The 12,719-nt window shown below is 60.6% G+C and carries 13 protein-coding genes and 1 pseudogene; 3 read left to right on the forward strand and 11 right to left on the reverse strand.

Going from position 1 to position 12,719, the window contains the following annotated elements:
- The gene (locus ACXIUA_RS08360) at positions 1 to 1,371 is read left to right on the forward strand and encodes an amino acid permease (protein ID WP_457976558.1); all 1,371 of its coding nucleotides are present in this window, start codon (positions 1 to 3) and stop codon (positions 1,369 to 1,371) included.
- Positions 1,372 to 1,384: 13 nt separating this feature from the next.
- Here ACXIUA_RS08360 and ACXIUA_RS08365 read toward each other — a convergent pair whose 3' ends face one another.
- The 11 genes and pseudogenes from ACXIUA_RS08365 to ACXIUA_RS08415 all read right to left on the reverse strand — a co-directional run bounded on the left by ACXIUA_RS08365 (position 1,385) and on the right by ACXIUA_RS08415 (position 10,145).
- Positions 1,385 to 1,921: a GtrA family protein gene (locus tag ACXIUA_RS08365; RefSeq protein ID WP_070362689.1), complete on the reverse strand. Its 537-nt coding sequence runs from the start codon at positions 1,919 to 1,921 to the stop codon at positions 1,385 to 1,387.
- A 30-nt stretch (positions 1,922 to 1,951) separates the two neighbouring features.
- Positions 1,952 to 3,058, reverse strand: a complete 1,107-nt coding sequence (gene dapC, locus ACXIUA_RS08370; protein WP_070362690.1) for a succinyldiaminopimelate transaminase — start codon at positions 3,056 to 3,058, stop codon at positions 1,952 to 1,954.
- A gap of 6 nt (positions 3,059 to 3,064) precedes the next feature.
- The gene (gene fdxA, locus ACXIUA_RS08375) at positions 3,065 to 3,391 is read right to left on the reverse strand and encodes a ferredoxin (RefSeq protein ID WP_070362691.1); all 327 of its coding nucleotides are present in this window, start codon (positions 3,389 to 3,391) and stop codon (positions 3,065 to 3,067) included.
- 13 nt (positions 3,392 to 3,404) lie between these two features.
- The gene (locus ACXIUA_RS08380) at positions 3,405 to 3,782 is read right to left on the reverse strand and encodes a hypothetical protein (protein ID WP_070362692.1); all 378 of its coding nucleotides are present in this window, start codon (positions 3,780 to 3,782) and stop codon (positions 3,405 to 3,407) included.
- On the reverse strand, positions 3,779 to 4,654 hold the full coding sequence (gene mshB, locus ACXIUA_RS08385; RefSeq protein WP_070362693.1) for an N-acetyl-1-D-myo-inositol-2-amino-2-deoxy-alpha-D-glucopyranoside deacetylase: 876 nt from the start codon (positions 4,652 to 4,654) through the stop codon (positions 3,779 to 3,781). Before mshB ends, ACXIUA_RS08380 begins: the two co-directional genes overlap by 4 nt.
- Positions 4,638 to 6,317 (reverse strand): ABC transporter family substrate-binding protein, encoded by a 1,680-nt coding sequence (locus ACXIUA_RS08390; protein WP_070362694.1) that lies wholly within the window; start codon positions 6,315 to 6,317, stop codon positions 4,638 to 4,640. The genes mshB and ACXIUA_RS08390 overlap by 17 nt, the downstream gene beginning before the upstream one ends.
- 30 nt (positions 6,318 to 6,347) lie before the next feature.
- Positions 6,348 to 7,424, reverse strand: a pseudogene (locus tag ACXIUA_RS08395) (translational GTPase TypA); the annotation flags it as partial.
- Positions 7,366 to 7,719 carry a cell division protein DivIVA gene (locus ACXIUA_RS08400; RefSeq protein WP_457976559.1) on the reverse strand — a complete coding sequence of 118 codons (354 nt, stop codon included), beginning with the start codon at positions 7,717 to 7,719 and terminating at the stop codon, positions 7,366 to 7,368. The pseudogene ACXIUA_RS08395 and the gene ACXIUA_RS08400, both read right to left, overlap by 59 nt.
- Positions 7,720 to 7,728: 9 nt before the next feature.
- Positions 7,729 to 8,502 (reverse strand): glucosyl-3-phosphoglycerate synthase, encoded by a 774-nt coding sequence (locus tag ACXIUA_RS08405; RefSeq protein ID WP_457976560.1) that lies wholly within the window; start codon positions 8,500 to 8,502, stop codon positions 7,729 to 7,731.
- Positions 8,502 to 9,338: a dihydropteroate synthase gene (gene folP / locus ACXIUA_RS08410; protein ID WP_070362684.1), complete on the reverse strand. Its 837-nt coding sequence runs from the start codon at positions 9,336 to 9,338 to the stop codon at positions 8,502 to 8,504. The genes ACXIUA_RS08405 and folP overlap by 1 nt, the downstream gene beginning before the upstream one ends.
- A 3-nt stretch (positions 9,339 to 9,341) precedes the next feature.
- The gene (locus ACXIUA_RS08415) at positions 9,342 to 10,145 is read right to left on the reverse strand and encodes an LOG family protein (RefSeq protein WP_070362685.1); all 804 of its coding nucleotides are present in this window, start codon (positions 10,143 to 10,145) and stop codon (positions 9,342 to 9,344) included.
- 115 nt (positions 10,146 to 10,260) lie between these two features.
- Here ACXIUA_RS08415 and ACXIUA_RS08420 point away from each other — a divergent pair, with 115 nt between their 5' ends.
- Both ACXIUA_RS08420 and ACXIUA_RS08425 read left to right on the forward strand, forming a co-directional pair.
- Positions 10,261 to 11,199, forward strand: a complete 939-nt coding sequence (locus ACXIUA_RS08420) for a 2,3,4,5-tetrahydropyridine-2,6-dicarboxylate N-succinyltransferase (RefSeq protein WP_070362686.1) — start codon at positions 10,261 to 10,263, stop codon at positions 11,197 to 11,199.
- A gap of 93 nt (positions 11,200 to 11,292) precedes the next feature.
- A partial coding sequence (locus ACXIUA_RS08425) for an amino acid permease (protein ID WP_256021175.1) occupies positions 11,293 to 12,719 on the forward strand: 1,427 nt, incomplete at its 3' end.

Consider the following 12,719-nt stretch of genomic DNA (forward strand, 5'->3'; position numbering starts at 1 on the left):
ATGACAACTCAACGCAACACTGAATCCGACGACGCCACGCTGGGCACCGGCCTCAAATCGCGTCACCTGACCCTGATGGGTCTGGGCATGGCGGTAGGCGCCGGTCTCTTTCTCGGAGTGGGCGTCGGCATCCGGGCCGCAGGCCCCGCCATCTTGGTCGCATACGCGATCGCAGGCCTGATTGTTATCTCGGTTATGCGCATGCTCGGCGAGATGGCTGCAGCCCGCCCGTCTTCCGGCTCGTTCGCGACGTACGGGCGCCAGGCGTTCGGCCACTGGGCCGGCTTCCTGTTGGGCTGGCTCTACTGGTTCCTCCTCATCATGGTTGGTGGTGCAGAGATCACCGGCGCAGCCGCAATTATGTCTGGCTGGTTTGGCGTCCCCCAATGGGTTCCAGCGCTGGTCACAGTGGTATTCTTCGCTGTCATCAACCTCGCGCAGGTGAAAGGCTTTGGCGAGTTTGAGTACTGGTTCGCCATGATTAAGGTCGCCGTCATCATCCTCTTTTTGGTCATCGGCGCCGCGCTCTTCCTCGGCATCCTCCCCGGCCACGACTTCGTCGGCCTGGACAACGTCCGGGAGTCGGGATTCATGCCGAACGGCTTCGCCGGCGTCGCCGCTGGGCTGCTCGCCGTGGCGTTCGCCTTCGGCGGTATCGAGGTTGTCACCATCGCGGCGGCAGAGTCGGAGAACCCCGCGCAGGCCGTCAAGCGCGCGGTCAACTCCATTATCTGGCGCATCGCGCTCTTCTACATCGGAAGCATCATCGTCATCATCTTGCTGATCCCATATGCTCAAATCGACGGTGCCGACTCCGCTGCAGATTCACCATTTACCCAGGTGCTCAGCATGGCAAACATCCCAGGCGTGGTCGGGTTCATGGAGGCCGTCATCGTGCTGGCGTTGCTCTCCGCGTTCAATGCCCAGATTTACGGCACGTCTCGCCTCGCCTACCAACAGGCGCTCGAAGGCGACGCGCCGCGCTGGCTTCGCGCCACGAACAAGAACGCCGTCCCAATGAACTCCGTATTGGTGTCGATGTTCTTCGCCTTCGCCGCAGTCGGCTTGCAGTGGTGGAACCCACCAGGGCTGCTCGACTTCCTCATGAACGCCGTCGGCGGCTGCCTCATGGTCACGTGGGTAATGATCACGCTGAGCTACATCCGACTGCACCCGCAGATCAAGAACTCCGCAGTGCAGGTACGCGGAGCGACCTGGGTTCCGTGGGCAACGCTGATTGCCCTCGTGGGACTCACCATCCTCATGCTTTTCGACGCCTCCACTAGAGGCCAAATTATCGCGGTCCTCATCGTCTCCGCGGTATTGATCGGCGTATCTTTCCTGGTGCGCCCATCCAAGGAAAGCGTCTAACGGGCAAGCACAACTAGGAAGACGCGGACGTTTTCGGAGCTGTTTTCGGCTTCGAAAACGTCCAAATTTTATTAATGATGTAGTTCACCGGTGTCGCGATCAGCGTCGCCAGGCCCTGCGACCAGTAGGACTTCGTGCGAAGACCGGTGGAGTCGTCGAAAATGCTGTCCGGCAAACCAATTGGGGAGTTCGGGTTCATAAACAACGTCAAGAACACCAGCGAAACAACGAATGCCATCACGCCGGTGGTGAGGAACGGGAAGAACCCGCGGATCCACGAACGCCGCTGCGGGCCCCGGAAGGTCCACGACCTGTTGAGCTGGTAGTTCCATGTGTTCGCCACGAGAAACGCCACGGTAGCAAGCACGTGATACCAGCGGACGTTAAAGCGGGTGCCGAAAAGGTTGAAGAAGATGTCGCCCTCATGCAGATTGAAGCCGACTTCGATCGCTTTCTTGGTGAGGTAGAACACCAAAAGATTGACCAGGACGCCGGAGCCTCCCACAATGCCGAAGCGCAAAAACTCGCGCAGGCTTCGAAGCGCACGCATCCCACGATGCTCTGTTGGAGTGGTCACGTGTTACTCCGAGAGTCGCTGTGCGGCCTCAGCGATGGCCTCGTCGGAAGCCGTGAGGCCAACTCGAACATGCTGCGAGCCGCCAGGGCCGTAAAAGTCCCCTGGCGCAACGAGGATTCCACGCTGCGCGAACCAGTCGAGCGTCTGGCGGGCATCTGCGCCTTCCCTGCGTGTCCACAGGTACAGCCCGGCCTCGGAATGCTCAACGCTGCACCCTGCCGCGAGCAGCGCGCGCAAGAGTGTCACCCGACGGTTGGCGTAGCGAAGCCGCTGGAGTGTTTCGTGCTGATCGTCGCGGAGTGCAGCCAGCGTTGCTGCTTGGATTGGTCCTGGCACCATCATTCCGGTGTGCTTGCGCAACAGCAGAAGTTCTTGCACCAGCTTCTCGTCACCAGCGATGAAACCGACTCTGTAGGAGGCCATATTCGATGTCTTTGACAGCGAATGCAAGACCAAGAGGTTGGTGTTGTCACCACCGCTGACCGCCGGGTCAAGCAAAGATACTGGCGCACGCTCTTCGTCCCACGCCAGACCCATATAGCACTCATCTGAAACGATGATCGCGCCGGTGTCCCGCGCGTAGTCAACCCATACGCGCATCTCCTCTGCGGAGAGGACGCGACCGGTTGGGTTGCTCGGGGTGTTTAAGAATACTAGGGACGCACCATCGACTGGAACGTCAGATCGCACGACCTTGCATCCCGCTATGATCGCGGCCACCTCGTAGGTTGGGTACGCGATCTCCGGGATCACCACTATGCCACCGCGCAGGTTGAGCAGGGTTGGAAGCCACGCGACAGCCTCCTTTGTGCCGATGACGGGAAGCACAGCGTCTGTGTGCAGGTCCTGAATGTTGTATCGGCGCTCCAGCGAGTCGGCAATCGCTTGGCGTAGTTCCGCCGACCCCTGCGTCGGCGGGTAGCCAGGCGCAGCGGCATGCTCAGCCAGGGCAAGCTGGATGGAAGGGTCGACTGAATCTACCGGTGTCCCGACCGAGAGGTCAATGAGTCCGCCGGGATAGCTGGCTGCCTTCTGCTTGACATCGAGGATGGTATCCCAAGGGAACTCCGGTAACTGCTCCCCTAAGCCGGCGCGATAGTGCGTGCTCATGCAGGTTTAACCGTCCTGGTTCTGCGGTGGCAGCGCCTCCACGAATGGGTGGTCGAAATCCTGTGGTCCAAGCTTTGTCGCCCCGCCTGGCGATCCGAGCTCGTCGAAAAAGCCGACGTTTGCGTCGTAGTACTCGGCCCATTCCTCCGGGGTGTCATCCTCGTAAAAGATGGCCTCTACCGGGCAAGCTGGCTCACATGCACCGCAGTCGACGCACTCGTCTGGGTGAATGTAGAGCATGCGCTTGCCCTCATAGATGCAGTCGACTGGGCATTCTTCGACGCAGCTGCGGTCCATTACGTCCACGCATGGTTGAGCAATCACATAAGTCATGCGTTCCAGTATGTCACTTTCGACCGAAAAGGGGCCAAACGCCCCCACCCAAACCCGCAAAAAGGAGCAGCAACGTCAGCGGGCTCGCGGGGAGCACGACCGCTCCCCGCGCCGGGAGAGCAATAAGCAGAACAAAGAAACCTACCACCCAAACAACGAGTGGAACGAGCTTGACCAGCAGATGATCTGACCACAGCGCCGCAGTCTTCGTGAGCACCGCATTAAAGAGCGCAGCGATGACTACCGTAAACGGCACCGCGATTCCAACAATACGTGTGTCCAAGTTGACAGCTTCTAACAAAAGTGAAATGAGCGCGCCGACAGAAAGCCAGATGAGACCTGCTGCTTTCTCGCCGCGGGCAATGTCCGCCTTGCAACGGGTTTCAGTCATCGCTCAAGTCCGCTGAGCACATCCGACGTATCGACGACCGCTTCGCCACCGCCCAGTTGGAAATGCTCCCACGGCTGAATCGGCTGCACAATCAAGTTGGACAGCGCGTAGTACATCACTGGCCCCTTGCCCAGCACCGCGTGCGGGTTCGTCGCGCTGGTCCGCCCGTCCGCAACCCAGATTTGTGTCGCATGCGCCGCCATCGCAGCGATCTTGGCGCTGTACGCCTCACCGTCCAGGCGCACCGAAACATCGACGCTGTCCACGCCGTCGAGCTCGCCAGGCTTTGGCAAGCGCCAGCCTTCAGGCGCGACCTCAGGCAAAAGCGCGTCGGTTTCCTCCCTCTTGCGCACTGCCCACAGGATGCGCGGGATATCAAACTCCTCAGCGGCCTCGTGCACGATCTCGTGCGCACGAATATGATCCGGGTGCCCGTACCCACCGTCGGGGCCGTAGGTCAAAACGAGGTGTGGACGCTCCCGGCGCAGTACTTCCAGCAACGCGTCGACTGCGCGACGCCCGCTATTGACAAATGCACGTGGGTTCTTGCTGGCCTCCGACCCCGCCATCCCACTGTCACGGAAACATCCTGCTCCGCCGAGAAACTCGCCACGAACACCTATTGCCTGGAGCGCGCCGTGCAGCTCCGCAATGCGGAACCCGCCTAGCTGATCACCATGGTCATTCGTCAGCAGTTGATATGGCTCTCCAATGACCTCGCCTTCCTCCCCTAACGTGCAGGTCACCACTAGTACGTCCGCGCCGCGTCGCGCGAGGTCAAACAGCGTTCCTGCCATGGTGATGGACTCGTCGTCGGGGTGCGCGTGCACGGCGAGCACCCGGTAGCCCTGTAGGTCACGGGAGTTGTGCATGATTAATCCGATCTCCTTCGTTTCGTTTCGGTTGCAGGCGCCACGAAGCGGCCGTCGATAAGCCTGCTTTCCAGTTATTCAAATCTGCATCCGCCCCGATGATGCCCTCCCCGAGGGCGATAATACGACGCTCGCGCGCAATCGGCATCCATAGTGCCTCTTGCTCGAGCACCTCATTGACCGCCTCGGTGGCCTGCTTAAGCCCGTACGAACCGGCCAAGATTTCTTTCGCAAGCCCCACCGACTGAGGTTCACAAAAACCGGCGAGGTTGCCTGCACGAGGGGCGCCCGCGACGCAGTCCAAGCGACTCGCAGCATCCGGCAAATTTTCCGGATCGTGTTGCCACGCCACCAAAACATCAACGGTATTTTCCTCGAGACCTGAGCGAATCAGCGAACCGAAATCCGTCGCGACAACTCGTGCCGACACTCCACGATCGTGCAGCATGTCCGCCATCGATCGAGCCGCTGCTACCGCTGCAGGATCTGCAAGATCGGCACCAATGCGTATCGCACCGTGAGCCGCAACGTGTTGATACACCGCGTGCGGCTCATGCGTGCTCACTTGACCGTGCTTTGCAACCGAAACATCAGCCGTGCGGTCCAACGCAATGCTTGCAAGCAGCGGAACGTCGATCAGCGAACGAAGCTCCGAACGAACCTCAGGCGACATCCCAGACGTCGCAGAAAGCACAGCGCCTAGCACCCGTGGCGTATCGAGCACCCGCGTCTGCACACCCGGTACCAGGCTGAGCACGCGCCCGGTCGTCTCGCTAGGAACTCGATCCACAAACACGAGTTGGCCCGTGCGCAGCTGATCTGCAATCTGGGTGGTCCCGCGTACCGCGTGCAGCGTCAAAATATCTATCTTGGCAGGATTAGCCGCCCAAAACCTATCATTGCGGTTCAGCGTAATCGTTCCACGACCGCGGTCTACCCCGCGCACCATGTACCGGCCAGCAGAAACCGGAATCGTGTCGCGCAGCGCCACCCCGAAATCAGAGCCGTCGGCTGCGAACACATGCGCCGGCAGCAAGTGGTCGAAAAGGCCACGCCAATCCGCGACAGGCTCAGCGAAGTCAACGTCGACGACCTTGCCCGTCGCGCCACTGACACGCACGGCATCGATCGCGCGATACCCGGCCGGGTTTCGCACTCCTGGCGTGTCCCGCATCCCCCGCCACAGGTACACAAAGTCCGCACCGGTCACCGGCGTGCCATCAGACCATTGCGCGGTCTCGCGAATGATGTAGCGCACCGTCATTGCACGGGGCGATTCTGAGAGCACCGTCGCCCCATTGAGCAGTGCGGAATTTCTCACCCCATCATGAAATGCGCTGGGAAGCACCAGATTCGCCACACTCTTCACAACCGCAGATTCATCAGCGATAAGGTGCGGGTTCAGCCCGTTTCGGAGCGAATCCACACCAACCTCCACCTGGGAGCGCACGCGAGTCTTGCCCTCCGGTCGAGCGGAAGTAGTCGTGGAATCCTCTTGCTCATACATCTCACGAGCAGCAACATCGTTCGGATCAACGAGAGGCGGCGGACCAGGCGACGCGGCGCATGCAGAAAGCGCAACCACGCCAGAGCACGCAAACAGCGCCACGCCGACTCGCAGTGATCGCGAGCGACGTGGCGCTGAAAAGATGTGCGGATTCATCGCAGTAAATACTACCGCACCAGTGCGTAACTACTTATTGCGCTGCTTTGCACGTGAACGGGCACGGCCACGCTCCGTGGAGTCGAGAATGATCTTGCGCACTCGCATCGCCTCCGGAGCGACCTCAACGCACTCATCCTCGTCGCAGAACTCAATTGCCTCATCCAAGGACAGCGTACGGGCCTTCGCCAACGTGACGGTCGCGTCGGCGGTTGCGGAGCGCATGTTCGTCAGCTTCTTTTCCTTCGTGATGTTGATGTCCATATCCTCATCACGGTTGTTCGCACCAACGACCATTCCCTCGTAGGTCTCTGCACCAGGCTCCACGAAGAAATCGCCACGGTCCGCGAGCTGCGTCAGCGCGTACGCGGTGACCTGGCCAGAGCGGTCAGCGACCAGCGAACCGGTCGGACGGCCCTTGATCTCGCCCGCCCATGGGCGGTGCTCAATCGAGTAGGAGTTCGCAATGCCAGCGCCACGGGTCTCGGTCAGGAACGTCGTGCGGAAGCCAATCAGGCCACGAGCCGGAACGTCGAACTCCATGCGAACCCAATCGCCGGAGCCCGTGTTGCCCATCGCCGTCATCTGGCCCTTGCGGGCCGCCATCAGCTGGGTAACAGCACCCTGGTGTTCGGAGGGGACGTCGATAACCATGTGGTCGTACGGCTCGTACACCTTGCCGTCGATCTCCTTGGTCACGACCTGCGGCTTACCAACGGTCAGCTCAAAGCCTTCACGACGCATCGTTTCAATCAGCACGGTCAGGGCCATCTCGCCGCGACCTTGCACTTCCCAGGTGTCCGGACGCTCGGTCGGCAACACCTTGATGGAGACGTTACCGATGAGCTCCTGGTCCAGGCGCGCCTTGACCATGCGGGCGGTCAGCTTATCGCCACCGTTGCGCCCAGCCATCGGCGAGGTGTTCACACCGATCGTCATAGAAATTGCGGGATCGTCAATCTTGATGCGTTCGAGCGGCTCAATGTGGTCGACGTCGCACAGCGTGTCACCAATCATGATTTCGTCGATGCCCGACACTGCAGCGATGTCACCCGCGACGACGCCGTCCTTCGCCGGAACTCGGTCGAGCCCCTCGGTGACCAGCATCCAATACTACGCTGTTTTCGGTTAGCTGACTGATAGTCGGAGCAAAGCCGTACTTTTCACCGAGTGCGGTAAGCAGGTCATCGACCTGGTCCATCCGGTAGCCACGGTGCACCACTTCAAGGTGCACGTCTCCAATGTTGCCCTCCTCAACTGCGAGCCGGTTCGCGGACTTGACGTCCTCGGTCTCCATCATGGGTGGCAGCTGTTCGCCGCGCCCAAACAGCTGGCTAAAGAGCAAGAAACCAAGCACGCAAAAAACGGCAATGGCGATAATCAGGATGATCCAAGAAAGCATGTCATCATACTAGCGTTCAGCGTTCAGAATTTCGCACCAGGGCGGCCGTTGCTTCGTCTTCTGTTCGGAACCTAGCTGTCCGGATACCAACGCCCTGTCGAGAATTGTCGACGCCACCACGTCCGCCATCGGCCGCAGTTCCTCAAGCGGGCGGTTGCGGTGTACGCGAGTTCCAAGATCCGCTTCCGCAATAGCATTGCGTCCATACCTGGCGAAGGTGTCGATGAGCAGCCCCGACTCAACGCCGTATCCCGCCACGAACGGCAGGCGCAGCGCTGTATCTCGCCGTATTGCATATTCGCCGGCCAGTGGCTGACCAATATCACTCAATGCTGGGAAAAACCGTCGTAGCAAAGGCTTTGCAGTCAGTTCCGTGACACGCCCGCCGCCAGAAGGCCGCCCGTCCAGGGATCTTTTGTAACGAGCTTTCACAAGGTGGATCTCCGGGGTCTTGAAGGGCTCGATGAGTGCATCAATCCACCACGGCTCGAGGGAGGTGACGTCGGCGTCGATAAACACGACGAACTCTCCGCGCGCGGCCTTCACACCGCGCCACAGTGCTTCGCCCTTGCCTTCCTGCGGTTCAATCGCGCTGACCTCGCGCCAGTTCACCACACGAGCCCCCGCCCTGGCGGCAAGCGTCGCGGTGTCGTCGTGTGAATCCGAGTCGATGACCAGTACTTCCCCATCGCGCCGAACTGCATCTGCAACGCAGCAGCGTCGCACAACGTGTCCGACGGTTGCGGCCTCGTTCAGCGCCGGGATGACCACACTGACGCGCACTACGCAAGCCCCCGCACGGTATTGATCGGTGGCATATGTCCCTGGATGGCGGCGGTCATTCGGATCACGTCGAGGGTTTCGGCGACTTCGTGGACGCGAAAGGCTGCGACACCGCGTGCGGCGGACCACGCTGTCGCTGCGAGCGTCCCTGCGACTCGCTCGCCAACTGCACGGTCGAGCGTCTCGCCGACGAAGTCTTTGTTGCTCAGCGCCATGAGCACTGGCCACCCTGTTGCGACGAGCTCGTCGACTCGGCGCAGCAACTCCAGTCCGTGGAAGGTGTTCTTGCCGAAGTCGTGCGTTGGGTCGATCATCACGAGATCTTCGGGCACGCCGCAAGCAACGGCGCGCTCGGCGAGCGCTGTGGTTTCCCGGATGACGTCGGCGACGACATCGTCGTAGTGGACGCGGTGTGGGCGTGTGCGAGGTACCGCACCGCCGGTGTGGGAGCAGACGTACCCAACGCGATGCGCCCCGGCGACCTCGACAAGCTCGGGATCGTAGCCAGCCCAGGTGTCGTTGATTAGGTCCGCACCCGCCTCGATTGCGGTCTGTGCGACGTCGGCGCGCCAGGTGTCCACGCTGATGCGTATTGACGGGTGCCGGAGGCGGATGCCCCGGATGACAGGGACGACGCGTTCGATCTCCTCTGCGGGGTCGACTTCGTCGCCGGGACCTGCTTTTACCCCGCCGACGTCGACAATCGACGCTCCCTGCGCGATCACCGTATCGGCTCGATCCAGCGCTTGCTCTATCGCGAACGTTGCTCCTTTGTCGTAAAACGAATCTGGCGTCCGGTTGATGATCGCCATAACCTCTGCGATGCGGCCAGGCATCTCTTAGACGTCCTCGTTGTGAGCATCTCGCAGGCGCGCGTCTGTCATCACCTTATGTGCGTGCACGATGTGCGCGATCGCGTCGTCGACGGAGTCGGTGACGTAGAACAGGGATTCATCGCCCGGCGAGATGAGGCCGCGGCCAAGCAGCTGCTCCTCAATCCACGCAACCAGGCCGGACCAGAACTCGGTACCCATGAGCACTATCGGGAAGTTGGTAACCTTTTGGGTTTGCACCATCACGAGCGTTTCGAACAGCTCGTCCATGGTCCCGTACCCGCCCGGCAGCGCGATGAACGCCTGCGAGTACTTCAAGAACATTGTCTTGCGCGCGAAGAAGTAGCGGAAGTTCAGGCCGAGGTCGACCCAATCGTTAAGCGTTTGCTCGAACGGCAACTCAATGCCGAGCCCCACCGAGATGCCGTCGGCATCGTGGGCACCGCGGTTCGGCCCCTCCATCAAGCCTGGACCGCCACCAGTGATGACCGCGTATCCCGCCTCGACGAGCGCCTTGCCTACCTCGCATGACAGCGCATACTCTTCCGTGCCTTCGTTGAGGCGTGCGGAGCCAAACACAGTGACCGCCTTCGGCAAGTCGCTCAGTGCGTCGAAGCCTGCGACAAACTCAGACTGGATTCGCATCACACGCCACGGGTCCGCGTGCTTCCAGTCGTGATCGCTGTAGCCCAAGGACTCCAGGAGGCGACGGTCGTGCGTCGTCGGCTGTTCGGTGTCCTCGCTTCGCAACATGATTGGGCCGCGCAGTTTTCGCTCCTTGTCCGGTCGCGGTGACTTGTGAGGTGCCATGGGTCCTTCCTTCCTCAAAACACGTTGAGTTCGACTCTGCCAAAAACTTATATGCTAGGCCAACCCCTCCCCCGCTTGTCGTCCGAGTCCGGCCCTTTGTGACTGTGCGTTTAAGATGACAAGCATGTTACAAGGAGCGCAGGCCACAGGTATTGCCAATATTTCGCTGGACGGTACGGTACTCGACACCTGGTACCCTTCCCCTTCACTTATCGACGACCCCTCCGGCCTCACTTCCGGATCCCGCAGAGTCAGCGCGCACGAACTTGGGGACGCATTCCTCAGCCTGGTGGGCATGGACTCGGACCGGCTCGTCGAGCACGTGCCGGTGCGCACCACAATCGCGGACCTGTCCCAACCCCCTGTGGATGCCCACGACGTATACCTTCGGCTCCACCTGCTCTCCCACCGCCTGGTGCGCCCCTTCGAAGTCAACATGGAAGACTGCCTCGAACACCTCGAGCCGGTGGTATGGACGAATAAGGGTCCATGCTTGGCGGATAACTTCGAATTCGTGCGAACTCGCCTGCGTAGCAGGGGCAACATCCATGTCTACGGTATCGAACGGCTTCCCCGCATGGTCGACTACGTGGTGCCGACTGGGGTCTCAATCTCTGAGGCGGAGCGCGTCCGCCTCGGGGCCTACTTGGCTCCAGGAACGTCCGTGATCCGTGAGGGCTACGTCTCGCACAACTCCGGCGCTCTTGGACCGGCAAAGATTGAGGGGCGGCTCTCCTCCGCTGTCACGGTTGGTGAAGGTACCGAGGTTGCGTTGTCGGCGGTGCTGATGGCTGCGCGCGGCAGCGGACATAACCGGATCCCGCTACGAGTCGGACGCAATTGCACGCTTCACCCCGCATCGGGTGTAATCGGGGTGGATCTCGGGGACAACTGTGAGATCGGTGTCAATGTGATGCTGGAGCCGTCGACAATTATCTACGACACAAGAAATGAGACACATATTCCAGCAAGTGAGATTGCTGGTCAGAGTGATATCAGCATCCACCAAGAGCCGGCAAGCACCACGCCCGTACTGCGCGCGCGAAGCAGCTAACGCTCTAGTTTTACGGGCCGAATTCGCAGTGCACGGAGCGACACATCGGGGAATGATAGGCATGAATGTACATGAGTGTTTAAGGTAATTGCCATGTCTTTGAAAGCTTCACCGGTTGTTGCCCCAACTCAGGCGTCGACATCGTTACAGCGCGGACTGAAGACCCGGCACCTGACCATGATGGGCCTCGGCTCAGCAATTGGCGCCGGGCTCTTCCTTGGCACTGGTGTGGGTATCGCCGCAGCAGGCCCCGCTGTCATCATTGCGTACATGATCGCTGGCGCAATCACCGTGTGCATCATGCAGATGCTCGCGGAGATGGTTGCCGCGCGCCCTTCTTCGGGCACGTTTTCTACCTACGCGGAGCAGGCCTTCGGTCCGTGGGCAGGCTTTGCCATCGGCTGGCTCTACTGGTTCATGATGATCATGATCATGGCCGTCGAGATCACCGGCGCTTCCGCCATCATCGCATCATGGCTCGCGGTGTCTCCGTGGATCCCGGCGCTGACAGCGATTGTTATCTTCACGGCGATTAACTTCGCCGCAGTGCGAAACCTCGGCGAATTCGAGTTCTGGTTTGCCCTGATTAAGGTCACCGTGATTTGTCTCTTCCTCGCCCTCGGCGTGGCGCTGTGGCTGGGGCTCCTGCCGGGAACGTCGTTCGTCGGCACGACGAACATTGCCGAGTTCGGGTTCATGCCGAACGGCTGGGGTGGCGTCGCCACGGCACTGCTTGCAGTTGCGTTCGCATTCGGCGGTATTGAGCTGGTCACCATCGCGGCGGCCGAATCCGAAGACCCCGAGGTTGCCGTGCACTCTGCGATCCGCTCCATCATCTGGAGAATCGGCGTCTTCTACATTGGATCAGTGTTGCTTATCGTCTTGCTGCTGCCATACGAAGACATCGGTGGGGCGAACGACGCTTCCGAGTCCCCGTTTACCGCCGTGCTGCACTTGGCAAACATTCCGGGCGCGGTAGGCATTATGGAAGCAGTCATCGTCATCGCGCTGCTTTCCGCGTGCAACACACAGATCTACGGTTCTTCCAGGTTCCTCCACAACCTGGCCCTGCGCGGCGACGCCCCCGAGGCTTTCGCACGCACCGACCACCGCGGCGTACCGATGCGCGCCGTCGTGCTCTCCGTGTTCTTCGGCTTCGTAGCTGTCGCACTACAGTACTGGAATCCCCCTGGACTGCTCGCATTCCTGCTCAACGCGGTAGGCGGCTGCCTGATCGTGTTGTGGTTCGCCATCACATTCTCGTTCCTGCGCATTCACCCGCAGCTAGTGAAGCGCAACGAGATCACGCACGTTCGCATGTGGGCTCCAGGAGTCTTGCCGTGGGCAACGGTTGTACTGGCTGGAGCCATCGTGGTGCTCATGCTGACCAACCCTGACGGCCGCTTCCAAATGTTCGCGGTAGCAGTCGTCGTGGGCATCATTTCAATCGCTGGCGTCCTCTGGACCCGCACCGACACTTTCCAACAACGCGCTAAGGACGCCGCCGAGAGGAACATCCG

It is taken from the genome of Corynebacterium sp. UMB8791, assembly GCF_054166365.1.